Source organism: Actinoplanes oryzae, from assembly GCF_030757795.1.
In the GTDB taxonomy this organism is placed as follows: Bacteria; Actinomycetota; Actinomycetes; order Mycobacteriales; family Micromonosporaceae; genus Actinoplanes.
Map to the genome: position 1 here is coordinate 1 of NZ_JAUQWH010000072.1, position 23,641 is coordinate 23,641.

Annotated in this window: 22 protein-coding genes and 1 pseudogene; 13 read left to right on the top strand and 10 right to left on the bottom strand. The window is 68.7% G+C overall.

Features of this window, described 5'->3' with window-relative positions; translation table 11 throughout:
- From RBH18_RS22845 to RBH18_RS22875, 7 genes and pseudogenes are all read left to right on the top strand, one after another.
- A pseudogene (locus RBH18_RS22845) lies at positions 1–475 on the top strand (hypothetical protein); the annotation flags it as partial.
- Entirely contained in the window at positions 472–2,019 is a 1,548-nt protein-coding gene (locus tag RBH18_RS22850; RefSeq protein ID WP_306211043.1) for an SCO6880 family protein, read from the top strand. The pseudogene RBH18_RS22845 and the gene RBH18_RS22850, both read left to right, overlap by 4 nt.
- Before the next feature lie 177 nt (positions 2,020–2,196).
- Positions 2,197–3,516, top strand: coding sequence for a VirB4 family type IV secretion system protein (locus tag RBH18_RS22855; protein WP_306211045.1), 1,320 nt, complete (start codon positions 2,197–2,199; stop codon positions 3,514–3,516).
- A 147-nt stretch (positions 3,517–3,663) separates the two neighbouring features.
- Complete coding sequence (locus RBH18_RS22860) at positions 3,664–5,331, top strand: type IV secretory system conjugative DNA transfer family protein (RefSeq protein WP_306211047.1); 1,668 nt, start codon at positions 3,664–3,666, stop codon at positions 5,329–5,331.
- Positions 5,328–6,041 (top strand): hypothetical protein, encoded by a 714-nt coding sequence (locus RBH18_RS22865; protein ID WP_306211049.1) that lies wholly within the window; start codon positions 5,328–5,330, stop codon positions 6,039–6,041. The genes RBH18_RS22860 and RBH18_RS22865 overlap by 4 nt, the downstream gene beginning before the upstream one ends.
- Positions 6,041–7,024 (top strand): DnaB-like helicase N-terminal domain-containing protein, encoded by a 984-nt coding sequence (locus RBH18_RS22870; RefSeq protein ID WP_306211051.1) that lies wholly within the window; start codon positions 6,041–6,043, stop codon positions 7,022–7,024. The genes RBH18_RS22865 and RBH18_RS22870 overlap by 1 nt, the downstream gene beginning before the upstream one ends.
- A 14-nt stretch (positions 7,025–7,038) precedes the next feature.
- Complete coding sequence (locus tag RBH18_RS22875; protein WP_306211053.1) at positions 7,039–7,302, top strand: hypothetical protein; 264 nt, start codon at positions 7,039–7,041, stop codon at positions 7,300–7,302.
- Positions 7,303–7,353: 51 nt separating this feature from the next.
- Here the strand turns inward: RBH18_RS22875 and RBH18_RS22880 are convergent, their stop codons facing one another.
- Positions 7,354–8,367, bottom strand: coding sequence for a restriction endonuclease (locus RBH18_RS22880; protein ID WP_306211055.1), 1,014 nt, complete (start codon positions 8,365–8,367; stop codon positions 7,354–7,356).
- 455 nt (positions 8,368–8,822) lie between these two features.
- Between RBH18_RS22880 and RBH18_RS22885 the strand changes: the two genes are divergently transcribed.
- Both RBH18_RS22885 and RBH18_RS22890 read left to right on the top strand, forming a co-directional pair.
- Entirely contained in the window at positions 8,823–9,437 is a 615-nt protein-coding gene (locus RBH18_RS22885; protein ID WP_306211057.1) for a hypothetical protein, read from the top strand.
- 113 nt (positions 9,438–9,550) lie between these two features.
- Complete coding sequence (locus tag RBH18_RS22890; protein WP_306211059.1) at positions 9,551–10,243, top strand: hypothetical protein; 693 nt, start codon at positions 9,551–9,553, stop codon at positions 10,241–10,243.
- Between the two features lie 242 nt (positions 10,244–10,485).
- Here the strand turns inward: RBH18_RS22890 and RBH18_RS22895 are convergent, their stop codons facing one another.
- From RBH18_RS22895 to mobF, 3 genes are all read right to left on the bottom strand, one after another.
- Positions 10,486–10,683 carry a hypothetical protein gene (locus RBH18_RS22895; RefSeq protein ID WP_306211061.1) on the bottom strand — a complete coding sequence of 66 codons (198 nt, stop codon included), beginning with the start codon at positions 10,681–10,683 and terminating at the stop codon, positions 10,486–10,488.
- Between the two features lie 85 nt (positions 10,684–10,768).
- Positions 10,769–11,518 (bottom strand): phosphoadenosine phosphosulfate reductase domain-containing protein, encoded by a 750-nt coding sequence (locus RBH18_RS22900; protein ID WP_306211063.1) that lies wholly within the window; start codon positions 11,516–11,518, stop codon positions 10,769–10,771.
- 141 nt (positions 11,519–11,659) lie between these two features.
- Positions 11,660–16,198 (bottom strand): MobF family relaxase, encoded by a 4,539-nt coding sequence (mobF, locus tag RBH18_RS22905; protein WP_306211065.1) that lies wholly within the window; start codon positions 16,196–16,198, stop codon positions 11,660–11,662.
- A 310-nt stretch (positions 16,199–16,508) separates the two neighbouring features.
- On the opposite strand from mobF, the gene RBH18_RS22910 reads away from it, so the two are divergent.
- On the top strand, positions 16,509–16,961 hold the full coding sequence (locus tag RBH18_RS22910) for a hypothetical protein (protein WP_306211068.1): 453 nt from the start codon (positions 16,509–16,511) through the stop codon (positions 16,959–16,961).
- Between the two features lie 118 nt (positions 16,962–17,079).
- On the opposite strand, the gene RBH18_RS22915 is transcribed toward RBH18_RS22910, so the two are convergent.
- Entirely contained in the window at positions 17,080–17,247 is a 168-nt protein-coding gene (locus RBH18_RS22915) for a hypothetical protein (protein ID WP_306211069.1), read from the bottom strand.
- A gap of 450 nt (positions 17,248–17,697) precedes the next feature.
- On the opposite strand from RBH18_RS22915, the gene RBH18_RS22920 reads away from it, so the two are divergent.
- On the top strand, positions 17,698–18,318 hold the full coding sequence (locus RBH18_RS22920) for a hypothetical protein (protein WP_306211070.1): 621 nt from the start codon (positions 17,698–17,700) through the stop codon (positions 18,316–18,318).
- On the opposite strand, the gene RBH18_RS22925 is transcribed toward RBH18_RS22920, so the two are convergent.
- The 5 genes from RBH18_RS22925 to RBH18_RS22945 all read right to left on the bottom strand — a co-directional run bounded on the left by RBH18_RS22925 (position 18,315) and on the right by RBH18_RS22945 (position 20,622).
- A complete protein-coding gene (locus RBH18_RS22925) occupies positions 18,315–18,560 on the bottom strand; it encodes a hypothetical protein (RefSeq protein WP_306211071.1) in 246 nt (81 codons plus the stop codon). The two genes, RBH18_RS22920 and RBH18_RS22925, sit on opposite strands and share 4 nt — an antisense overlap.
- Positions 18,561–18,686: 126 nt before the next feature.
- Entirely contained in the window at positions 18,687–18,917 is a 231-nt protein-coding gene (locus RBH18_RS22930) for a hypothetical protein (protein WP_306211072.1), read from the bottom strand.
- 62 nt (positions 18,918–18,979) lie between these two features.
- Positions 18,980–19,432 carry a single-stranded DNA-binding protein gene (locus tag RBH18_RS22935; RefSeq protein ID WP_306211073.1) on the bottom strand — a complete coding sequence of 151 codons (453 nt, stop codon included), beginning with the start codon at positions 19,430–19,432 and terminating at the stop codon, positions 18,980–18,982.
- Between the two features lie 78 nt (positions 19,433–19,510).
- Positions 19,511–19,969, bottom strand: coding sequence for a single-stranded DNA-binding protein (locus tag RBH18_RS22940; protein WP_306211074.1), 459 nt, complete (start codon positions 19,967–19,969; stop codon positions 19,511–19,513).
- A gap of 305 nt (positions 19,970–20,274) precedes the next feature.
- Entirely contained in the window at positions 20,275–20,622 is a 348-nt protein-coding gene (locus RBH18_RS22945; protein ID WP_306211075.1) for a hypothetical protein, read from the bottom strand.
- A gap of 225 nt (positions 20,623–20,847) precedes the next feature.
- Here RBH18_RS22945 and RBH18_RS22950 point away from each other — a divergent pair, with 225 nt between their 5' ends.
- Together RBH18_RS22950 and RBH18_RS22955 are read left to right on the top strand one after the other, a co-directional pair.
- A complete protein-coding gene (locus RBH18_RS22950; RefSeq protein WP_306211076.1) occupies positions 20,848–22,200 on the top strand; it encodes a DUF4365 domain-containing protein in 1,353 nt (450 codons plus the stop codon).
- Positions 22,197–23,627 (top strand): argonaute/piwi family protein, encoded by a 1,431-nt coding sequence (locus tag RBH18_RS22955; RefSeq protein WP_306211077.1) that lies wholly within the window; start codon positions 22,197–22,199, stop codon positions 23,625–23,627. The genes RBH18_RS22950 and RBH18_RS22955 overlap by 4 nt, the downstream gene beginning before the upstream one ends.
- The last annotated feature ends 14 nt before the right edge of the window (positions 23,628–23,641 follow it).

A 23,641-nucleotide genomic window follows, 5' to 3' on the forward strand; every position in this document is an offset into this window, starting at 1 on the left:
GCGGCCGGCTTCGGTGCCGCCGGTCGAGCCGACCAGCACGTCCGGCCCGAGCGTTGCTGCCGCCGCGGAGCCGGTCCCGCCTGCGGTCTACGACCCCGGCCCCGCCGAAACATCAGCTGCCGAGCCCGACAGGACCCCGCCGCCGCAGCCGGTCGTCGTCGAGGCCGACCCGACCGCGCCGAGCCCGCCTCCTGCTGAGCCCGCCCCCGTGATCGAGCAGGCCGAAGCCGCCCCAGCGCCGGAGCCCGCACCACCAGCGGCAACGGCTCCCGCGCCGGAGCCCGCGCCTCCGGTGATGTCGCAGCCCGTGCCGCAGGTGCCGCAGCCGCGCACGGCCAGCCCGGTCGAGCACGTCAAACCCGCACCCAGCTCCCCGGTGGTGGAGCACGTGAAACCGGCCCCGAGCCACCCGATCGAACACACCCGCCCCACCAACACCCCTGGTTCCGGTCGTGAGAAAGGCAGCAACCCGTGACGACAGCCCCCGCGCAAGACTCCGCCCGCCCGCGCTCCTACCTGGGCTGGCAGCAGGAGAAGGTCGCCTTCATGTACGGGCTGTCCGGGCGCCGCTTCGCGATGCTCGCCGCCGCCGTCCTGCTCGCCGTCTGGCCCCTGGTGATCGCGAATATGAAGACGGGCATCGTCGCCTGGCCCCTCGCCGTCATCATCGGGGTCCTGGCCTGGGTGCGGTTGGGCGGGCGGACCGTGGATGAGTGGGCGGTCGCCGCCGTCTCCTACGGCTGGCTGCGCGTGCAGGGCCAGCACAAGTTCGCCTCCGCAGCCTTCGCCCCACCCGCCAAGGACCCGGTGGCGGCGAAGCCGCAGGACCTGCCCGGCATCCTCGCCCCGGTGCAGATCCTGCACGCCGAGATGCCCGGCGGCGGACCCCTGGCCATCGCGCATCACCGTCTCGACCGCACCTACACCGCCGTCGCCCGCGTCCGTGTCCCCGGCATCGGCCTGGTCGACACCAGCCGCCGCGAGCAACGCGTCGCCGGCTGGGGCTCGCTGCTCAGCGGCCTGTGCACCGAGGGCGCGCCGATCGTCCGGGTCCAGGCCCTGCAACGCCTGCTGCCCGAATCGGGTGCTGCGCTACGCCGTTGGCACGCCGACCACCTCGTTGACGGATCTCCGGCGATCACCTCGGAGATCACCAGCGGGCTGCTGTCGACCGCGAGCCTGGCCACCAGCGACCGCGAGGCCTATCTGGCGTTCACCATGGACGCGCGGAAAGCTGCCCGCGCGATCAAACACGCCGGTGGTGGCACCGCCGGAGCCGCCGCCGTCCTCACCCGGCAACTCCGCGCGCTGTCGGGTTCGATCGCGGGGGCGGATCTGATGGTGGAGGGCTGGCTCGCCCCCAGGGATCTCGCCGAGGTCCTGCGCACCGCCTACGACCCGCACGCCGGACGGCACCTGTCCGAGCGCCGCGCCCTGGCCACCGGCCCCCTCGCCTCCGGTGACGAGCTCGAGCCCGGCGTCGACCCGGCCGCGGCGGGGCCGGCGGCGGCGATCGCCGAACCCGGCTCCTACGTGCACGACGGCGCGCAGTCGGTCACCTTCTGGGTGCATGACTGGCCCCGCAACGAGGTCTACGCCACCGCCCTCGCCCCGCTGCTCGGCGAAGGCCAGCACCGCCGAGCCTTCTCCCTACACGTGGAACCGCTCGGCCCGCGGCAGGCCGAACGGGAGGTGATGCGCGAGCGCACCGCCCGCAGCGTCGCCGTGGCGATGCGGCAGCGCTCCGGGCAGATCGTCCCCGAACACGAACGCCAAGCCCTCGATCGCGCTCGGGCGCAGGACATCGAACGCGCCGCCGGGCACGGCCTGGTCCGCTTCACCGCCTACGTCACCGTCACGGTCACCGATGCGGACAAGCTCGAAGACGCCTGCGCCGAACTCGAAGCCGACGCCGCCGCAGCCCGGATCGAGTTGCGGCGGATGTGGTTCGCCCAGGACATCGGCTTCGCCATGTCCGCTCTGCCGCTCGGCTTCGGCCTGCCCAAGAAGAGGTGGTAACCCATGGCGTCTCGTGATCTTCCCGTCGCCGACCTCGGCGACCTCTTCGGCGCCCACGCCGCCACCGTCACCACGAAGAAGCGCGGGCGACGGTCCGAGCGGCCGGCCAAGGCCGTGCGGGAGCCGGTGCCGCCGGCGCACGGCTGGGCTCGCCCGTTCGGCGGACGCGCCCCTGCCATGCCGGAGCTGCCGAGCTTCCGCGGCTCCACCGGCCAGGTCCAAGGCCTCTACCCCTGGTTGTATGGTGCGTCGATGCCGCCGGTCGGCGCCTACATGGGCGTCGACTGCCTGAGCGGCGGCGCCTTCAGTTGCCATCCGATCGCCTGGCTGCACCGCGGCTACATCACCAACCCGAACATGCTCATCACCGGCGTCCCCGGCGCCGGCAAAAGCGCGACGATCAAGGCGATCGCGCACCGGCTGATGGCCTACGGCGTGAAGGCCTTCGTCCCCGGCGACATCAAAAACGAATACGCGCCCCTCGCTCGCGCGCTCGGGGTGGAGCCGGTCGAGCTCGGCCCCGGTCTGCCCGCCCGGCTGAATCCCCTCGATGCCGGCCCGCTCGGCGACAATCTCCCGAGCGATCCGGAGTTGCTGCGCGAGCGCCTGGACGAGATCCAACGGCGGCGGATCACTCTGCTCGGCTCGCTGATCACCATGCGGCTCGGCCGGGAGCTCACCCCGACTGAGGAAGCTGCTCTCTCCCTGGCCATCCAGCACGCCTCCGGCCAAGCGACGGCGAACTCGCGGCTGGTGGACCCGACGATCCCGCAGGTCTGGGCGCTGCTGCGCGATCCGCTGCCGGAGATGGCTTCGGAGATGCGCGTGCCCGGTTTGGACATCGGCGAGCTGCGGGAGATGATCCGGCCCTGCGCCGATGCCCTCGGCAACATGGTCCAAGGCTCCCTCTCCGGGTTGTTTGACAAGCCGACGACGGTGCGGATGGATTTCGACGCCCCGATCCAAACCGTCGACCTGTCGCGGATCGACGGGCGCGGCGACGACACCGTCGCCATGACCCTCGCCTGCGTCTCCTCTTGGGGCCAGGCCGCCATCGACCGCCCGGACGGTCCCGTGCGGCTGGTCATCCGCGACGAGCTGTGGCGGGCCATGCGGATCCCCGCCATGATCCGCAAAGTCGACTCCGACCTGCGCCTGTCGCGCTCCCAAGGCACCATCCAGCTCCTCGCCACTCACCGTCTCGCCGACTTCGAGGCCGTCGGGGCGGCCGGGTCGGCGGAGGTCGCGATCGCCCGCAACCTCATCGCCTCCTGCGATGTGCGGATCTGCCTGCGCCAGGACACCGCACCTTTGGCGATGACCCGCGACGCGATCGGGCTGACCGACACCGAATGCGCGCACATCGCCTCCTGGTCCGGCGAGCAGATCGGCCGCGCCGTGTGGAAGATCGGCCGGACCTCCAGCCACATCGTCCAGACCGTTCTGCACCCGCTCGAGCGGCAGCTGTACTACACCAACGAGAAGATGGCCGTCTAAGTCATGGCGAGCAATCCGGGCGCGTCGGCGACCACCCGCATCCGCGGCACCAGCTACCTGACCAGCAGCGACACCCTCGTCCTGCTCCTCGTCGGCGCGCTGGCGTTCGGCGGCTACGGGGTGTGGCTCACCGGGCAACTCGCCGCCTTGGTCACCCACGCCACGTGGCCGGCGGTCGGCATCGACCAGGCATTCACCCTGCTGACCGGCATGCTGCGGCATGCCGGGGACCCGCGCCAGGCGTGGCCCGAGCCCGCCCAAGGGCTGCTGCCCGGCCCGTTCGGCTTCTACACGGTCATGCTGCTGGTCTTCGCCGCCGAGACGGTGCTGCTCGCTTTCGGGGTGCGCTGGTTCCGTGGCGACCGGCCCACCCGGGGCATGGCCGCGACCGCCGACCTGGACAAAACCCTGTCGTCGGCGGCCGTGCTCGCGCGCGGCCGTCGAATCCGGCCCGGCCTCACCGGCAAACCCGCCCTCGCGGACGTCGCGGTCGATCTCGGCACCGTCGGACGCCGCCACCTGTACGCCGGTCTGGAGTCGTCGGTGCTGTTGATCGCGCCACCGCGGCAGGGCAAGACCAGCCAAGTCATCATCCCCTGGCTCCGCAGCTTCCCCGGGGCGGCCGTCGTCACCTCCGTCCGCACCGACGTCCTGCAAGCCACCGCCGCCCTACGGCGCGGGACGGCGTGGCTGCTCGACCTCGACACCCATACGGTCTGGCCGCACCAGGTCCGCTGGACCCCGATCGCCGGCGCCGCCGATTTCGACGTCGCCTACCGCCGCGCCGACGTCATGATCCAAGTCGGCAAACAAGACAGCGCCAGCGACAGTTCGAACGCCGGGTTCTTCGCCATGACCGCCACCAACCTCCTGGCCTGCTGGCTGCACACCGCAGCACTGACCAGCCGCACCATGGATGACGTCCTCACCTGGTCCCTCGATGCCAGCATCGACACCCCGATCAAACTCCTCCGCGATGCTTCGGGTGCGCGCGAAGGCGTGGTGAAACTCCTCGACGCTTTCTACCGCCAGCCCGACAGCACCCGCGCCAACCTGTGGTCGACCGTGCAGACCGGCACCAGCGTGCTGCTCGGCCGCACCGCGGCCAGGGTCTTCTCCGGCCCCGCCACGGATTCGTTCGACATCGAGGCGTTCCTGCGCTCCGGCTGCGACACCCTGTACTTGGTCGTCGATGAGAAGAAGGCCGACGCGCTCGCGCCGCTGATCACCGCCTTCGTCGAAGAAATCACCACCGTGGCGATCGGCCTGGCCAAGCAGTCCGAGAATCTGCGGCTGGATCCGCCGCTGGGGCTGATCCTCGACGAAGTTTCCAACGTGGTGCCGTTGCCGGACCTGCCGAACACCATGTCCTTCGCTGCGGGCTTCGGCATCTTCACCGTCGCCGTCCTGCAAAACCTCGCCGCCGCCGAACGCCGCTGGCACCGCGTCGGCCGCGAAGAACTCTGGAAAAACTCGACCGTCAAAATCGCATTGGGTGGGCTCGCCGGTGACGACCTCGACGCCTTCTCCCAACTCGCCGGCACCTACCGCGAAACCCTGATCATCCCCCAGCACCACCGCGACCACGTCACCCTGCAGGCCAGCGTCGTCGACCGCAAAACCCTCTCCCCGGATGCGATCCGCACCCTGGACGAACGCCGCCGCGAAGCCCTGATCATCCACGCCACCACCCCACCGGTGATCACCCGCATGCAACGCCACTACGAAGGCCCCCACGCCGCCGACCACACCCGCGCCATCGCCCACGCCCACACGCTCATGCACCCCGAACCCGCGACGGGAGCCACCCCATGAACCCCACTTCCCTCGACCTGGGTGGCGAGCCGCTCCCGGAGCCGGAGCCGCTGATCCGCGAGTGGCATGCGATGAGCAGCGACGAGCAAACCGAGACCTGGCAGGACCTGGTCGACTGGGTCATCTGGATCCACGACCTCTACGAGCTGTCCCGCGAAGAACGCCTCCCGCTGTGCTGGCCGCAGCACCCGGGTCTCGTCGAAGAGCTGCGCTCTCTGAAGGTCTGGCGCGAACAGATCTACGACAACCCCGACGCCGCGTCCGCCCCGCACAGCGCCCGCTCCTGGCACGGCGAACTCCGCCAGTCGATCACGGCCGCGGTCGGGTTCTACGCGCCCAGCTGCCGCAGCGGCCACACCGACGCCGCCCTGTTCGCCGACACTCACCCGGACCTGGCCGAGAAGTGGCGGGGCGCGGCTCCGCCGGTCATGGCCTCGGCCCCGGCCCTGCCCACCATCGCCGAGCCTGAGGTCACGGTGATGTCGGCGCAGGACATGCACGACGCGCTCACCGCCGGGACCGCGCGCCGGCACAGCGCCGCCCTGCCCACCTGCGCCTTCTACGCCGATGGCTGGTGGCGGCGTGAGCCGGACAGTACCTGGCAGCGCGTCACCGGCGACGAAGCCGCCGCCCTCGAGCGCAGCAGCCAGCAACTCGACGCCGCCGACGCCGCCTACCAGCAGCACATCAACCGTGAGGACCAGCCCTGATGTCAGAACTTGTCACACGCGCTGAGCAAGGCCTCCTCGGCGCCATGCTGCGCGACTACGACCACCCCTTCGTCATCGACAGCATCGAACCCGACGACTTCGCCCACGCACAACACCGCGCCGTCTACCGCGTCCTGCTCGAAAACGACACCAGCGACGCCAGCCCCGAGCAACGCATCGCCCTGGTCGCCGCGACCGCGGAAACACATGTCGACCCCGCCTGGCTGCGGGAGCTCCTTGACAACGCACCAGCTGACCCGCTGGTCATCGGCTACAGCAGCATCGTCTACGAAGCCTCCTTCAACCGCATGTTCGTCGAGCTCGCCGAGCCCACCCACCGCGCTGCCGAGGCCGTCACCGACCCCGAAGGCCGCGCCGAGTTCCGACGGCTGGCCGACATCCTCGACGCGCAGGTCGCCTACTTCGGCGCACAGTCCACCGCCGATCCGATCATCGACATCGCCCTTACGGTGAAAGACGCCGAACTCGACCTGAGGATCGCGCTCAACCGCGAAGATCAGGTCATCGCCGACATCGTGCAACACCCCGAACGCGCCCGCGACGTCGCCGCCTGGCTCGACTCTGCTGTGTTCACCACCGAACAACGCCGGCACACCTTCGAGTTCGCCGTCTCCCAGGCCTACGACAGCGACCACTTCGACGCCGTCACCCTCGCCTGGCAGATCAACCGCGCCCAGAACATCACCGCCTACCCCAACGCCGCCGCCCCACCCGCATCGATCGACGCCGACTACACCTACCTCACCCGCCTCTACACCGCGACCGTCACCTCCGGCACCGCCATCGCCGTCGGCCGCGAACTACTCACCGCGCACGTTCAGGCTCAGCACCAGCACACCAGCAGGCCGCAGCAGGTTACGCCGATCGGACAGGCACCTCCACGCCCCCAAGCACAGCGGCAGTTGAACACCCCGCCGCTGCACCAGGCGCCCGCCACCGACATCCGCCCCATCGAGCTGTGACGGAACGAGCGACCATGAGCGACCACACCCAGCCCCACCCCGCCTCCGGCGACCTGCGTACGCCTCGGACCCTGGCCAGCGACGTCATGCGCGAACTCATCAGCACCGCCGACGCCGCTGTGCTCGGCGAGCACCCTCGCTTCCGGATGTTCGCCCGCTACGACAACCACTGGTGGGTCGACGCCGGCAACACCTTCATCGAAATCACCGGCGACGAGCAAACCCGCAAACTCGACCGCTGGCACCAACGGATGTCCCAGGGCAGCCTCTGGGCCTGAACCCGCGTAGCCCTCCTGTCCTGGGGCGAGGAGCACCGGGCGCAGCTTTGGTCAGGCAGCTGCTAGGGCCGGATCAGCATAAGGCGTGGCGCCCGGTTCCGGGGCGGGCAGCCAGGCAACACCGTAGGTGGCCCAGCGTTGCATCACAGCACGATCCACGACATGGATGCCCTGGCTGGCCGCGAACTGCCGCGCGGCCTGCGACAGGGTCCGGTTGGTGACGATCGCGACGACGTCCGCCGCGTGCACCGGCCTGGCGGTGCCGTTGAGCGCGTGCACGTAACGCGGATCGACCCGGCTGCGTGGCTTGATCGAGTGCTTGCACTGCACCACGACACGTCGACCGTCCTGCGTCGTCGCGATCACGTCCGCGCCCTGGTCGTGGGCGCCACCGCGGGCTCGCAGGATCGTGCAGCCGTCACGGTACAGCAGCCAGGCAACGATCTCCTCGAACTTCTCCGGCGACAGCTGGTCGATGTGCTCCAGCGTCAGCGACTCGAAGGTCGTCGCGAACCCTTTTCGCCTGTCCAGTTCCGCGAGCAGTGCGTCAAGATCGCTGTAGAGACGCTCCTGGTCGGTGTTCCAGCGGCTGATGGCCCGCTCCAACGCGGCCCGCAAGCCCTGCAAATGTCGCAGGACCGAGCGGTCGCGAGGTGCACCAGTACGGAAGGCCGCAGTGAGCGTCTCTTGATCGCACATCCGGCTCAGCTCAGCGATGGCTTTCTCGCACAAGGCGATGTGGCCGCGGACGAGGACGTGTTCGTTCTCGACTCGTTCACGTAGACGCTGATGAAGCTCGGCCGCTTCTTCGCGTACATATGCCCACTCCGGTCTCGCCTGCTGGCGCTGCCACTCGGCGGCCGTCTCCAGCATCGTGGTGATGGCGGCGGCGAGCGGGAGCCACTCGTCGTGCGCCTGCGTCGCGACCCTGATCTCGACATGGCGGAACACGATGGCATGCACGTCCGCCTCGCTGAGGCGGCCCAGGTTGCTGCCGAAAGCCCAGTTCAGGTCGGTGTCGGCAAGCTTTGGAGGCCTCACGGACACCGAGCTGTTGATTTCCACTGCGAGGAGGCTACCTGCACCCACCGACAGAGTTGATCTTGTAGGTGTGCGGCTCACCGGCGGGCCATACGTGCCGGTGATAGCTGGATGGCTCGGTGGCGGGCTAGGTAAGGGGTTCAGGGGCGGAATCGGAGTCCAGAGCGTCGCCCTGACGCCGCAACACTGATGCAAGCGCAATGTCGACTTGCCCTCCGGACATAGATGCCGATTCGGGCATACGGCGCCGTATTGCCGCATAGTAATTTTTTCGTTTTTGAGAGTTTTTCAAGGCGGTTTTGTAAATATCAAGTGTCACGCCGCATCGAGCCGTCGAGCTGCACCAATGCCTAGGTTCACCTAAACGATCTCTGGACCGTGATCAAGGTCACCTACATAGACAAACATTAATGCAATGAGGGATACTGAGCGTCCCGGGATCAAAAAAGAAAGTCGCTGCGACCTCACCCAAAGAAACCTTGCGACGCGCATTCGCAATCTTTGCCGCAGTTGCAGCATTTCTTGCCCTGACCGCAAGCCCGACTTACGCAAGCCCCTCAGTTTCGCAGTCCGATGAGCCGAGCCAGACCGAAATTCAGAAAGAGATGAGCGGTCGCGGCACCTTCTACGCCCCGTTTTTCTCGGAAGATTCCTCCATCCTTCAGGACCCCCCGGGTGGTGGTTGCGATTTTTCTGATGTGAACGGATCCGGAACCGCCTACTACACCAATGGCGTCCTGACGGGCACCGAGGTCCAGTGGCACGCCCAGACGATCTGCACAACGACAGCGGCCGGGCAGTCCATGGGTGGAATTATCGTGAATTCCTCCCTGTGGCTCAACGGAAGCAGTGTCGACACCGGCACGGAATTCGTTTGCACAAACTGCAACCTCGGGAACTCCCCGGGGGCCTGGGTGGGCGGCCCTTCCGCTTCCGGCACCTACTGGGTAGGAGCAACCTTCAATTACCTTCTCCCGGACGGCTGGATCTGGGGCACCCCCGGCACCACCGCATGCAACGTAAGCACCACCAACACCGCACTGTTGATCTGCGGCAACACGAGCGGCACGATGTACTTTCCTCCAACGAATTGATATTGACAGGCGACTAGTCGACGGCTAGGACTGCCGGGCGTATCGTACATGCGGGTGAAGTCTCGCTCAGCCGAGACTTCACCCGTCACTAACATTTCACAGACGGAGGCCCAGTGGAAGCCCTCGCTTACTTGCAGGGAAAAATCGCGGAGCTGGAGCGGTCTAATCGCTTGCCAAATGTTGACGCATTCCAGCTGGCATACTCCGAGCTTCAGAGCGCCACTTCCGCCCTAATCCACTTCGGGCACATCGGACGCCAAGAGGCTGACCAGTTACTTCGGCAGGTTATCAGTGATTATTCGCGGGGCGGCGGCCATCAGGTAGCACTCAGGTTCGCTGCAACGGGAACAGCTTCCACCCGAATAACGCCGCTTCCCGAGGCCCTCCTACCGGCCCCCCCTGACGCCGGTCCAGTCGCGCCAGATCTGGATGGCAGCGAAAACTGCGGCCTATTGGAGCGAGTTGTTGCATTGCATCCGCAAACCGCAAATTTGCAGGGAATCACCGTTTCCCTAATTAGCGCTGAGCTGTGGTCGAATCGTTTTGTCGTTCACTTGTATCGTCCGGCCTCTCACGGCAGCACGGTTGAGAGAGTTATTTCACGTTCACGATGGCGCGCACGAACAAAGGACGGGAAGAACCTCCAAGAGATTGCGTACCATTCCTTTGAAGATGGGCAAAACCTCGTCGAGACTGTATCATTTACGCCTGGAATCAATTTTGGCGTCGATAGAATTATCGTCGTCCTCGAGCCCGACCTGGACAGCGATGTCGGATTCGAAATCCGCATGCCAGTAGAGGGTTAGTTCGAGTAGCAACTTGGCGGCGCTCTACTCCAGGTGTAATTCGAATAAAGTCGTCCTGGTGTCACTCAAGCGCCATGTCGCGGGATTCCGGCGGCCCGACATGCGCGCACTAGCATCCGAAGGCGTGGCGTTTTTGCCCTCCCGTGTCCTGGCGGCACGGCCGCTCTCGCGATTCAGACGTCGGCGCTGTTGCGGCCCTGGCTTGGTACGGTTGCTGGATTCTTCGTGTCAGCAAGATAATCTCAGGGCGCGTCGGGGTCGAAGGTGTATTCTTGGAGACGCCGACGTTCATCTGAGGTAAGTTTGGCCCAGGTGTACGGAAACCGCGGGTCGCCGCCGAGGCCTGTGCCGTCGAGGCCGAGGGCTTCGACGGTGTTGAAAGACAGTTCGTCGTCCGGGTGTCTGATAAAGAGTCCGAGCTCGTACGGGATTTCATCCATGGCGCAAGATCCTGTCGACGTATCCATTTTGCGTGACCACACCCCGAAGCGTGGTCGGACGGTGTGATTGGTATGCGGCGCCGGCTCAGGGGCGTTCGGCTGCTTGGGCGATTAATTGGTGCATTGAGGTGCGGTTCTGGATGCGGTGGCCGATGGCGTCTTCGAGGGCGGCATATTGGCGTGCGAGCTGAGGCCGCAGCTGGCAAGCGAGAACCAGGTCGCGGCGTGACGCCAAAGGGCAAATCGAACAGGATAATCTGCTCATTCCGGCCGTATAGGCCCAGTGGCGTGGGATGCCGGTGGCGTTGACGGTGTTCCAGACCTGGTCGATGGTCCAGTCGTGGATAGGGAGCCATTCGGTGACCTCGCGGGCGCGGTTTCGCGTGCTGGTCCGCAGCCTCGGACGCCGGGCGCGGGTCGGGGATTCGGCGGCGCGGAGCCCGAGGGCCGACAGCACCCGCAGGGGCCGGTCGAGGTGGCGGAATTCGCCGCGCAGCAGTTCGGTGACGTACTTGCCGGCAACCGCCCGTTTTTGGTCGGCGGTGCAGAAGCGGGCGTGGGCGGCGGGGAAGTAGCCGCGCTGGTGGATCAGGTCGAGCAGTCCCCGGAACTGGCGCCGGACGGCGAATCGCAGGCCGTAGTGGTGGGCCTGGGTGGCGGCGAGGTCGACGACGCCGGGCCATTCGACGCCGGGGAGTTCGGCGTGGAAGACGGTGACGCGGTCCAGGACTCCGGCGGCGTGTGCGGCGTGTGCGATGACGTCGAGTTGTGCGGCGCTGTCCTTGCCGGCGCTGGACTGCACGAGGATGGCGTCGTACCGGGTCAGATCGATCATGGCGCGAGCTCTTATCTGTCAGGGGAAATGGGTCAGTCGCGCGAGGTGCCGCAGCACGTGACGTGTGCTGCGGCACCTCGTGGATCAGTTCCGAAAGCGCGGCGACCGGGTACGCGCGGCGCGCGCCAGCCCGGTCTGGTTTTAGTAGGTGAGGTCGATGCCGGGCTGCGGTGCCGGGTGTTCGTGGGCCGGTGGTGCGATGACCCGGCGGCGGCTGATCACCTGCTCGGTGCCACCTGAACTGCCCGGTGCGGACGACGCGGCAGGGCTCGGGGCGGGGTAGAGCAGGCCGCGGGTTTCGAGCTCGGCCTGCAGATGGGTGGCGTAGAAGGCGGCGGTGATGAGGGTGTCGGCATCGCCGTGGCGGGGGCCGAGCCAGTCGTTGCCCAGGCGCGTGGCGAGGGCGGCGGTGATGGCGTCGCGGTCAGTGTCGGGCAGGGCGAGATAGAGGTCGGCGGCGACCCGGGCGGTCGCCGGGTCGGCAGCCAGGGTGTGGGGGTGGCGGGTGGCGAGGACGGCGTCGGCGGCGTGCAGGAACGCCCGGTGCCCAGCTGATTCGGCGGGTTGATAGGCGCCGAGGGGGTGGGTGGGGTCGTCGGTGGTGACCTGGTGCTGGTCGCGGTAGGCGGCCACGATGCCGAGGTGCCGCAGCCACACCGCGTGGGCGGCCGGGTCGCCGGTCGGGGCGGGGCCGAGGCCGGCAAGCCAGGCCGGTTGCTGCTGGATGGCGGTCATAGTGAGTTCATGCTGCCGCTGCTGAATGAGCTCGTCGGCCTGGTCGAGGTAGCGGCGGAAACCGGTGTCGGGGGTGGCCGGGTTCGCGGGCAACCACGGCAGCACTCCGGCTGCGGGGGTGGGTTTGAGGTAGGTGGTGATCGTGGCGCGGACGCTGTCGAGGTCCCCGCCGACGGGGATCGCGGAGAGCAGCAGTTCGGCCGGGCGCCCGGAGTTTTCGGCGGCTTTCAGCGTCCAGGCCAGGGTGCGCCAGGCGTCGAAGCCCTCGGGTCCGGCCGGTGCGGGGGCGTGGTGCAGGTGTTGGTTGATGCGCCAGGCCAGGACTTGGGAGATCGAGCGGGCGCCGGTGAGCGGTTGGGTGTGGGCGGCGGTGTGGGCGATGGTGAGGGGGTTGTGTCCGGCGAGTTCGGCGCGGCGGATCGCGGCGCGTAGCGCGGGCCAGGCCGGTTCCGCCATGATCGCGGCGGCGCGCTGGGGGTCGAGGGCGAGCGCGAGGACGGCTTCGACATTGGTGTTTCCGGTGCTCGGGTCGGTGTGCAGCAGCTGCGGCACGGTGACCGCTTCGGCGGGGTTGAGGATGTCCTTGTCGACGATCTTGGTGCGGAGCAGGGCGGCGTAGCGGGTGGCGTCGGCTGCGCTGGGCTGGGCGAGGGCGGGTTGTGGGGTGCGGCCGTCGATGTGCTCGTTGATGCGCCACACCAGCAGCTGCGCCGCCGAGTCCCCGGCGGTCAGCGGGCCGCGGCGGGCGGTCGCGGCGAGGACTTGCGGGAGGTCCCAGCCCTCGGCTTCGACCTCTTGCAGGGTGCGGATGACGGTGGTCCAGGCCGGGTCGCGCAGGACCTGCCAGCCGTCTTCGTCGAGGGTGCTGGTGAGCAGGGTACGGAGCCGGTCGGTGGCGGCGTGTTCGGCGGCGTGGCGCAGCATCGGCAGCACGGTGGCGATGCTGCGCGCGGTCTCCCGGCCGGAGGCGATGGCCTCGGTGGCCGAGGGTTGGGCGCCTTCGGCGGCGAGAACTTGCTCGAGGACTTCGCGAGCCGCTTTCGCGTGGCGGTCGTAGATACTGCGGTCGAGCCGGGCGTCTTCATCGACCGGGAGGATGCGGTGGGTGACGGCGTAGAGGGTGGTCTGCTGGCGGGCGCGGGTTGCGGCAACGTAGAGGGTCTCGCGGGTCATGTCCTCGGTGATCAGCGCATGCGCGGTGTCGACCGTGGCGCCCTGAGCGCGGTGCACGGTCGTGGCGTAGCCGAGCTCGACGTGCGCCGCGACGTAGTCGGCGGGCAGGGTGACGGTGCCGCCGTGGCGGTGATGCCGCACCGCAAGCGACCCGTCCTTGTGGCGGCCGGTGACGGTCCAGGCGTCGCCGTTGCGGACCCAGTCCTTGCCCCGGTTCGCCGTCAGCTTCCGGTTGTTGTCGCGGGTGACGATCCAGTCGCCGACCCCGGCGATATTGCCGTCGTGCAGGATCACGCCGGTGGGTTCGACGTGGCCTGCGGTGACGCGGTCGGCGCGGGCGCGGGCGGACAGGTCGGTTACCCCGCTGGTGGTGGCGGCGAGCATCAGCGTGGTGAGGCCGCGTGTCATGTCGGTGTGCCATGCGGTGTAGGCCTGTTCGAGGAGGGCTTCGGCGGAGCCGCCGACGATGCGGTTGTTCGCGGTGTAGAAGTCCAACGCCGCGCTGTCGCCCTCGCGCAAACGGCGGGTCGCCGCCGCATGATCCGGGTGGGTGAAGCGGTGCAGCTCGGACAGCTCGACGGCGCCGGCTTCGGTGGCGAGGAGGCGTAGGGCGCCGCCGGACTCGACGGCGGACAGCTGCCGGTAGTCCCCGAGCAGCCGCACGCTCGCCCCGTGCTGCTGGGCGATGTCGCGCAGGGTGTCGAGGTTGCGGGTGCCGGCGAGCCCTGCTTCGTCGACCAGGATCACGTCCCCGGCCCGCACCTGAAAGAACGCTTTCCCTGCCGGGAGCCGGCCGTCATGGTCGGGGGTGGGTTGGCCGTGGGTGAGGTGTTCGTAGACGAACTTGTGCACGTTCTCCGCCGCCGTGCCGCCGAGATCGGCGGATAGGACGGCGGCGGCCGAGGCGGAGGTGGCCAGGGGGATCAGGCGGCGGCCTTGCTGGTCGAGGACGTGTTGGTAGGCGCGCATCGCGGTGGTCTTTCCGGCGCCGGCCGGGCCGAGCCCGACTGCGATCAGATGCGGGTCGGTGGTGAAGGCGACGACCAAGTTTCGTTGGCCTGGGTCGAGGCGGGTGCCGGTGGTGGCCTCGAACCCGTCGAGCACCGCGTGCACCGCCGCCTCCGGGACGACGGTGAGGGTGGGGGTTCGGGCAGCGTTGAGGAGGCGTTGTTCGGCGTCGAGGATCTGCTGGCTGGTGTAGCGGGTGGCCTCGTGTTGCACGAACACCGACGTTCCGTCCGGCCGCCGTAACGCGGGCGGTTCGTCCAGCGGCGGGGCCATGGTGACCTGCACCGACAGGGCGACGGCGGCGTCCACGACCCGGTCGAGCAGCAGGGTACGAGCCTCAGCGCCGATGCGGGGAAGTCCGTGTGGGAGGACGGAGGGGGGTGGCTCGCGGAGCATGCGGTCGGCTTCGGCCCGAAGGTTCCAGCGGGTCCAGGTCGAGCGCGATTGCTCCGCCCACCCGACCGCGAGGGCGCCCAGGGCGGTGATCTGGTCTGTGGACACGGCTGTGGATAATCGCGAGTGCTGCTCGCCTTCCCCGCGGTGATCAGCCACCACGGCAGCGAGAACGCGGCGGGCGGTGCGGCCGTGCTCGGCTCGCAACCGACCGGCCCATTCCTCCCGCAGTACGCCGAGCGCGCGCGGTATCGGTTTGGTGCCGCGGGTGTCGAGGTTCGCGCGTTCTGCGAGGGAGAAGGCGATCCGGTTGTCCGGGTCGTGGCCGTGGGTGCGGCGGTAGTCGACGACGAGGTCTTCGTAGCGGGCCTCGATCTGCGCCCGCCGCGCCGAGAACGTCCGGATCCAGTCGAGGGGTATGCCGGTGACTTCGCGGATCGGGCGCTGCTTGCCGACCGTGTCCGCCCGGGTGGTGAACTCGACGCCCAAAAGTTCGGTGGCGAGAGTTTCGACGGTCGAGTTGTAGTGCTCGGACGCGGCGACGCCGATGCGGTAGAGGGCGCGGCCGTCGAGGGCCCGCCAACCACCGTCGGCGCCTTGGATCTTGTTGCTGATCGCGACGTGGGTGTGCAGGTTCGGGTCGCCGTCACGCGAGTCGTAGTGATCGAACATCGCATACACCAGGCCCTTGGTGGCGATCTGCGCCTGGCCGACGTCGCCGGTGCGGGTGAATGCCGCATGCTCTTCGAGCAGCGCGAGGGCGGAGTCCCGGGCGCGTTCGTGGGCCTGCTGCACCGCGTCGCGGACCCATGGGCGTTCGTCGAGGGCCCAGAGCAGGACGAGGGATTTGACCGGGGTGAACACCAGGTCGTAGCCCGCGACCCCACCCCGGGCGCGGCGGGCTTCCTCGGCTCGGATGCGGCCGGTCTCGGCCTGCGTCACCGCCCGGCCCGTCTCCTTCTCAATGACGGCGAGGCGTTGGGCGACGCGGGCGTTGAAGTCCTCCAGGGTCGCGTAGACCGGGAACCGGCGCCCGAGCGTCGCCGCCCGCAACGCTTGCTGCGACAGCTTCTCGAGCTGCTCCTCGGTCATCCCGGCCTTGGTGTGCTTGCGCAGGTGCTCGGCGATGATGCGGTCGGCGTCCGGGTGCATCCCGGAGCCGAACAGGTGCCGCATCTGCGCCTCAGACACGATGCCGGACAGCCCGAGCGCGTCGAGTCCGTGTCCGGCCCAGCGGCCGGGAGGGTTGCCGTGATCGGTGTAGTAGGCGGTGGCGTCCTGGCCGGGTTGGCGGTCGGTGTCGCCGCCGGCGATGTGGCGGGTGAGGTAGGTGTAGCCGTCGCCGACGGTGAGTTTATGCAACGTCATCATGGCCAGCCACCCCCACTCTCTACTCGCCTATTTCGTTGATGAGTGCCGTTTCTGGTGTCGCCGTATCTGCCTTTCTGCGACTGTCGGCTGGGTGAGATTACCCGGGTTTTTGATCCGTGGCCAGAGCATCTGCAAGAGGTGTGTCGTCGTTCTCGTAAGCTCCTCCATGCGGGGAGTTTGTGCAGCTCAGTGCCCTGCTGTGGGAGGTGTTGTGGTGGTTCTCGTTTTTGCTTGCTTTCGCTTATCTTCAGTTGGCTTGAGCTGCTTTGAATTTCGGACTTGACCTTGAGGTGAATGCTTTTCGGCGGCTATGGTTTCGGGCATGACGAAGCGTTTGAGTGGTGCGGGTGTGAATCGTTCGGCGGCGCGGAAGGCGGCGGAGGTCGCCGCGTTGCGCAGGGCACGGGCCGAGGCGCATGAGAAGGCGGTGACCGAGGCGGTCGCGGTCTTCTTCGACCGCTCCGGACGTGCCGAGCAGGTGAGGGCTGAGGCGCAGGAGCGGGCGCGGCGGATCCTCGCCGACGGAGAGGAGGCGGCGGCCGAGCTGAGTGGGCAGGCCGATGACGCGGTGATGGCGTTGAAACGGCTCAAGGAGAAGCCGGTAGAGATCGCCGGGATGCTGGCCCTGCCGATCACCGGCGTGCGCGCCGCGCTGACCCGCGTCGACACCCGCGACCGCACGCCACAGGACGCCGGCGCCCCGGCCGTTGCCGGGACGGACACGGCACGGCAGGACGTGCCGCCGCCGCTCGACGCGCCGTGACCGCACACAAGAAACGGGGGCACCTGCCCGGCGCGGGTGGACGGCGCGCGGACAGGGAGCGCGAACATGCGGACAGGGCCGAACCCCAGGGGTCCGGCCCTGCGGTCATGCGGGTGGTCTACCGCTGGCGGTAGGTCTGGACGGTGCGCAGCTCGGCCATGTCGGCGGGGCTGGCCGGGTTGTAGACCTCCTTCTCCCCGCAGCGCACGAACGGGGTACGCCGGCCCGGCGCGACCCGGACGAACGAACGCGACGAGGGCGGCTGGCGATCGGTGGGCTGGAACATCGGGTGCCTCCCGGCGGGTGACTGATCGTGCGGCTGCCGGGTTGGAGGAGGTTGCGGTGCCCGGGGTTGCCGCGCTGACCGGCGATGAAGGACCGGCCAGTCCAGGCGGCGGGCAAGAAAGCCGGGGCACGCGGGCGGGCGCGGCGGCGCAGCGCACGGCGAAGCCGGGCCGCGCCCGGCCCGCATGGTGACCGGCTCTTGCGGGCCGCGGGCGGGCCGGTCACCATCGCAATGGCCAGCGCGGCACCGGCACCCGCACCACGCAACCCGGCGCCCGGGTCCCCGGCCGGGACCACCCCCGAACGACAGTCCGCCGCCAGCGCGTCGCGCACACCGCGAATCAGTTCGGCCCGCGCGCAAGTGCCGAAGCTTCGGCCGTCGTCTGCCGAAGGGAGTAGCTGCAACACCCGGGATAGAGCACGCCCCCTGGGCAGGGCAGAGGAGGACGAGGTGCGCACAGCAACCAAGATCACGCTCGCCGCCGCAGGAACCGTCACCGCTGGGCTGATCGGCATCACCGCACTGGGAGCGTGGTACGGCACCACCCCCGCCTACAAGGCACAACTCGCCGCCCAGCAGTCCGCCGACGCGCGCGAGTCCGCCGCATCCTCCGCCCGACAGGTCGAGGCCGAGCGTCAGGCACAGGCCGAAGCGTCCCGTAAGGCCGAGGCGGATCGCGTTGCCGCGGCCGAAGCCACGCGCAAGGCCGAAGCAGACCGCATGGCCGCAGAGCAGGCGGCAGCGGCCAAGGCCGAGCAGGACCGCAAAGCCGCCGCCGAGCAAGCACGCCAGGAGAAACTGGAAAGCGACGCGTTCGAGGTGTTCGACCGCGTCGACGGCGCGTGCTCGGACATCGAAGACGCGCGCCAGGCCCGCGCATGCGGCACCAAGACCGGCAACGCTGTCAAGGGCACGCAGCTGCGCGCGGCGGTCAACAAGCTGGCCGACGACCGCGGCAAGTACGTCTCGGCGGAATGGGTGAAAGCCGCTCAGGCCGGCCAGAGCGAGACGGCCCGTCTGTGGATGTCGGCCAAGCAGGCAATGGACGGCCTCTACGTCGCCACCCTCTAACCGCTTGAACATCGCTGGTGCGCGTCGACCGTGTTGAGCGCGTCGTGGTGCTCGTCCACGCTCTCCAGAGCGACCGCGATCAGGTCGTTGAGCGCAGCGGCCTCGAGCTCGCGGCCGTAGTGGCGGTGCAGCACCTGTTCCTCGGTCAGCGTGCGCAGCTGCTCGACCGCCTGGTGCAACGCGAGGCGAACGGCGTTGCGCACCACGGCGAACGTGGCGTCCTCCAGCTCGACAACGACCATGACAACTCCTTCGACGTGAAGATTCAGATGGCCAAAGCGGGGCATCGGCACGGGGCATGGGGTGAGGACGCGCGGCGCCGAGCCAGCCCCTTCGAAGCGGGTGCGGCTCGGCGCCCGTTTGGTTCATCAGGTGCCGTCCAAGCCGCAGCCGGCGCAGACCAGGACCTCGCTGCCGGTGGGGCCGATCCAGATCCCGCCGGGCGAGGTGTCACGGCACGATTCCGGCGACGCGTACGGCCAGCTGCCCTCGACGACGAGGCGACCGGGCCACACAAGATCACCGTGATGACGCTCGACCGCGCCCGGCCGGTAGACGACCCCGTCATGCGAGGCCGGGATGTAGACGCCCTCCACCACGACGCCTCCTTTCGTCACACGGGGTTCGGCCACCCGGAGGTGGCCGAACCCGGACATCGTCGTCAGCGGCTGTGGTGGACGAGTTCGCGGTCGGTGACCGCCTCGGGGTAGACGTCGGCGGCGTAGCGCTCGCCGTCGGCGGTGACTACGACGTTGCCGGGACGCTGCCGCACCGCCGGGCCCGCGTGGGCCTCGGTGAAGCGCATCGACACCGACACGTTGCGGGCCTGCATCTTCAACGCGGGCAGGTCGGAGTCGTTGAGGTACGGCAGCAACTGCCCCGCCTCGACCAGGACCTGATCGCCGCGGACCAGGTTGCGGACGCGGGCGGCGAGCTCGCCCCAGCACAGAACCTCGAAGAACATCGCGCGCGAGTCGCGCCAGGCGCCGGTGTGGTCGCGGTAGCGGTCCTTGTGCACGATCGGGAACTGCACGAACTCGCGACCGTCGCGGGTGGCGCCGGCGGTCGGCGAAGCGGTGAGACGTCCTTCGACGAGGACGGAAAACATCGACATGAGAAGGCTCCAGAGGAGAGGTGGGACAGGCGGGCGGCGGATGCGCCGGGCCGGATGTCCGGCCCGGCGCGGGGCTGCTCAGCCGACCGGCTCGGCGTCGAGCTCGGCGGCGGCCTGGGTGTCCCACGGGTCCTCGAAACCCTGCTCGGCGCTGGCGCTGGCGCTGGCGGGCTTGGGCTTGCGCATCGACTGGGCCTCGGCGAAGCGCAGGCTGATCGCGACGTTGGCGGCGGTGACCTGGAGGTCGGCGGCCGGGTTGCTGGTCGTGCGGTTGGTGTAGGCGAACACCGACAGGTCGTTGCGGGCGGTGACGATGACCGTGTCACCCATCCGGATGCTCTCGGCCACGCGTTCGGCGAGCTCGCGCCAAGCGGTGACGGTGAACCAGATGGTCGGACCGTTGACCCACTCGCCGGCGTTGGTCCGCCGACGGGTGTTGTGGCCGACCCGGAACCGGCACAGGGCGTTGCCGGCCGGAGTGAAGCGGACCTCGGGGTGGTCGGCGACGTTGCCCTCGAAGGTGAGATCGAACTGCATGGCGGTGGCTCCTCGCGGAAGATCCGGGTGCGGCACCGCTCGGAACCGAAGGTGTCCGGCCGCAGGGCCGGTGGTCCGGGGTGTCGCGCTGACGGACCGGTCAGAGCCCGCCCATGGGCCCGGGGCGCCAAACCCTGATCGAGCAGAAGATCTTGGCGTCGAGCGCAGCGAGACACGGGTGCCAAGATGTTCTGCCGGGGTTTGGTAGGCCCCGGCCCGGGTGGGCTGACCTTCAGGGCCTCAGCAGCGGCGCCATGACACCACACGGATCGCACGGCCGCCCGCACGAGCCCGATCGCACGCAACTACAGCGAGAGGAGCGCCGCCAATGGGTTCGGCACCTGCGGAAGCCGGGCTAGGACGGCCCGTGCGGCCCTTTCGCCGGGCGGGTCCCGGACGATCCCGGTCGGCGAGGATGACGTAATGCGTACGCGCTGCGGTGCCGGGGATGAGAAACCGACCGGCGTGCTGGCGAGCTGGATCGTCGCGCCGAGGCTGCCGATCGTCACGAGCAGCAGGCCGCGCAACGCCAAGCCGCCCTCGACGAGGATCGCGGGGCCGTCGACCAGCGGCGCCACCCACTCGACGAACGCGAAACCCGGCTCCATGGACGTGAAGCCCGACTCCATGAGCGAGAACGCACCCTTGATCAACAGGCGATCGTTCAGAGGCCGCCTCTTGGAACATCGAGGTCGAAATCCCCCTCGCCGAGCACGACCCTCCAGGATGATCTTGATTGGCTTCGCGCGCAATGGACGAAAGCCAGTTTTGTCGTACCCCCGCCGTATGGTGGTTGCCGGACTCGACAGCCTCTGAGTCCCGCGCCCCGGCCCCTGTCACGGGGCGGGCGTCAAGCTCGGCACGCGGAGGACGGCTTGGTGAAAAAGATCGACAAGAGCGCCCACACCGGTGACGGTGCGATCGCGCTGATCCACCAGCGCGTCTACGAGATGGGCTTCGTCTGGCACGAGCGCAAGACCGACGCCGGCATCGACGGCGAGATCGAGCTGCGCAACGCGGTCACCGGCGAAGTCGCCAACCGCACTCTGTCCGTGCAGAGCAAAGGCAAGGGCGAGCGGCGCTTCCCCGGCGAAGACACCGACGGGTTCCACTTCCTGTGCGATCGAGCCGACATCGACTACTGGATGAGCGCGTCCGTGCCGGTCCTGCTCGTCTGCTCGCACCCGGAGACCGGCGAGGCCTGGTGGATGCATGTGCAGGGCTGGTTCGCCGACCCCGAGCGCCGAGCGTCGCGGCGCATCGACTTCGACAAGAACACCCAGACGTTCGACCGCTCGGCCGCTCCGCGGCTGCTCGCGCTCGCGGACCCGCACGGCGATGCCCACGTCCCAGTCGCCGAGGACCGGCCCGAGACGCTCACCAGCAACCTGCTCCCTGTCACCATCCCGACCACCCTCTACTACGCCGCCATCGACACTCAGGACCCGCGCGAGGTCTTCCGCCGCCAGCGCACCGAGCACCCCGACCTTCCCATCGCCGAGGACTTCATCCTGCGAGGCGACCGCATCTACACCTGGCGTGCCCCGGAGAAGTCGGCGCTCGGCAAGCTCATCATCGGGCGAAGCAAGCAGATGCCGCTCGCCCAGTGGGACGGCGACGAGACCCGGCAGCGCTGGCTGGTGCAGCTGCTCAACAACGCCCTGCGCGCCGACGTGGCCGCCGACTGCGCCTGGCACGACGGCAGGAAGATCATCTACTGGCGGGCGACACCCGACCTGAACGCACGCAGCATCCGTAGCGCGAGCGGCCGTGCCCGGCAGGTCTTCACCCCGAAGTACAAGAAGAACAACCCCGCCGAGATCAGCTACTGCCTGCACGCCGGGTTGGAATGGCAGTTCCTCGACATCGACGGCACCTGGCACTGCGCGCTCGTGCCGACCTACCACTACACCCGCGACGGCCGCAACGACTCCTACTACCTGTCGGAGTACCTCGCCGGAATCAAGCGCCTCGACCGCAATCCGGCGGTCTACCACCAGACCCGCATGTGGGCGCACTACCTTCACGGCGACGACGACACCCTCACCTTCCGCGACACGATCCTGACCTACGGCACCCTGCAGACCTTCGACACCGACAAAGGCATCGACGACAAGGCCTGGCGCGTCGACCCGCGCAAGCCCGCCGACGACGCCGAGCCCGAACCCCTCGCCGACCCCGTCAACGAGGCCGACGAGGACGAACTCGCCCTGTTCGAGGTGCCGCGATGAAACTGACTATCCTCGACGAGCCGAACCTGGAATTCGGCGCGGGCGCCCGGCACATCGACCCCCGTCACGGGATCACCGACTACGGCCCCGCCGATGCCACCAACACCGCCGTGCGCACCATCCGGGCCGGCATCATCGGCACCCCGGCCGCCGTGCAGGGACTGCGCCGCTGGCTCGACAAATGCACCCATCCGATCGAGGCCAAGGACAGCCGCCTGGGACACCTGTTCGTCCCGTTCCCCGGCTTCGCCACCGCCACCGGCTTCCAGTCCCGCTTCGACTGGGACCCCCGACTGCAACGCACCATCCGTGACCGCGACCTACGGCAACTCGAAGGACTCAAAGCCCAGGACGCCGTCACCGCCGCCGTTGAGCTCTACCTCGCCGAACTCGCCATCCTCGACGAGGAACCGGGCTGCGACGTTGTGCTCATCGCCCGGCCTGAGGAACTCGCCGAACGACCCACCCGCGAGGTTGACGCGGACGCGCCGTGGAAGAAGGCCCCTCTACCCGAACCCGTCGACGACTTCCGCGCCTTGCTCAAAGCCCGCGCCATGCGCTACCACGTCCCGATCCAGGTCCTGCGCCGCACCACCTGGGACCCCACCTTCAAACCGGTCAACACCGAGAAACCGCGCGTGCAGGACGAAGCCACCCGCGCCTGGAACCTGCACACCGCCCTCTACTACAAAGCCGGCGGCGTGCCCTGGCGCCTCCCGCGCGAGGCCAGTGACCTGACCAGCTGCTACGTCGGCATCACCTTCTTCCGCAACGGCGACAACACCACCCTGGAGACCAGCGTCGCCCAGGTCTTCAATCAGCGCGGCGACGGCGTCATCGTCCGCGGCGCTCCCGCCAAGGTCTCGCGCCACGACCTGCAGCCCCACCTCAACCGCACCGACGCCACGAACCTGCTCACCGACGCCCTCACCCGCTACCGCAACGAGCACCGCACCCTGCCCGCCCGCGTCGTGCTGCACAAGACATCGTCGTACACCCGCGACGAGCTCGCCGGCTTCCGCGACGCCGCCGATGCCTGCGGCATCGACCTGCTCGAAATGCTCTGGCTGCCCGCCAGCGACCCCGTGCGCCTCTACCGCCACGGCGACAACCCGCCGCTGCGCGGCACCCTGCTCAGCGTCGACAAGACCCGGCACACGCTCTACACCCGCGGCAGCATCGCCTTCTACCACGCCTATCCCGGCATGTACGTACCCAGGCCACTGCCGTTCCGCTTCGTCGAGGCCGAGTCCAGCCCTGAAGCGCTCGCTGAAGAGCTGCTGGCGCTGACCAAAATGAACTGGAACCAGACCCAGCTCGACGGCAGGCTTCCCATCACCTTGCGCACCGCCGACCGCGTCGGCGAGATCCTGCGCTACCTCGGCCCCCACGATCGGCCCCAGGCCCGCTACGCCTTCTACATGTGAATCCCTACCGACTA

Bases quoted from the DNA above. Each gene is read 5' to 3' on its own strand.
- RBH18_RS22855 (WP_306211045.1), top strand. From the start codon at position 2,197: ATGCCGGAGCTGCCGAGCTTCCGCGGCTCCACCGGCCAGGTCCAAGGC.
- RBH18_RS22865 (WP_306211049.1), top strand. From the start codon at position 5,328: ATGAACCCCACTTCCCTCGACCTGGGTGGCGAGCCGCTCCCGGAGCCG.
- RBH18_RS22870 (WP_306211051.1), top strand. From the start codon at position 6,041: ATGTCAGAACTTGTCACACGCGCTGAGCAAGGCCTCCTCGGCGCCATG.
- RBH18_RS22875 (WP_306211053.1), top strand. From the start codon at position 7,039: ATGAGCGACCACACCCAGCCCCACCCCGCCTCCGGCGACCTGCGTACG.
- RBH18_RS22895 (WP_306211061.1), bottom strand. From the start codon at position 10,683: ATGGATGAAATCCCGTACGAGCTCGGACTCTTTATCAGACACCCGGAC.
- RBH18_RS22900 (WP_306211063.1), bottom strand. From the start codon at position 11,518: ATGATCGATCTGACCCGGTACGACGCCATCCTCGTGCAGTCCAGCGCC.
- mobF (WP_306211065.1), bottom strand. From the start codon at position 16,198: ATGATGACGTTGCATAAACTCACCGTCGGCGACGGCTACACCTACCTC.
- RBH18_RS22910 (WP_306211068.1), top strand. From the start codon at position 16,509: ATGGTTTCGGGCATGACGAAGCGTTTGAGTGGTGCGGGTGTGAATCGT.
- RBH18_RS22915 (WP_306211069.1), bottom strand. From the start codon at position 17,247: ATGTTCCAGCCCACCGATCGCCAGCCGCCCTCGTCGCGTTCGTTCGTC.
- RBH18_RS22925 (WP_306211071.1), bottom strand. From the start codon at position 18,560: ATGGTCGTTGTCGAGCTGGAGGACGCCACGTTCGCCGTGGTGCGCAAC.
- RBH18_RS22935 (WP_306211073.1), bottom strand. From the start codon at position 19,432: ATGTCGATGTTTTCCGTCCTCGTCGAAGGACGTCTCACCGCTTCGCCG.
- RBH18_RS22940 (WP_306211074.1), bottom strand. From the start codon at position 19,969: ATGCAGTTCGATCTCACCTTCGAGGGCAACGTCGCCGACCACCCCGAG.
- RBH18_RS22955 (WP_306211077.1), top strand. From the start codon at position 22,197: ATGAAACTGACTATCCTCGACGAGCCGAACCTGGAATTCGGCGCGGGC.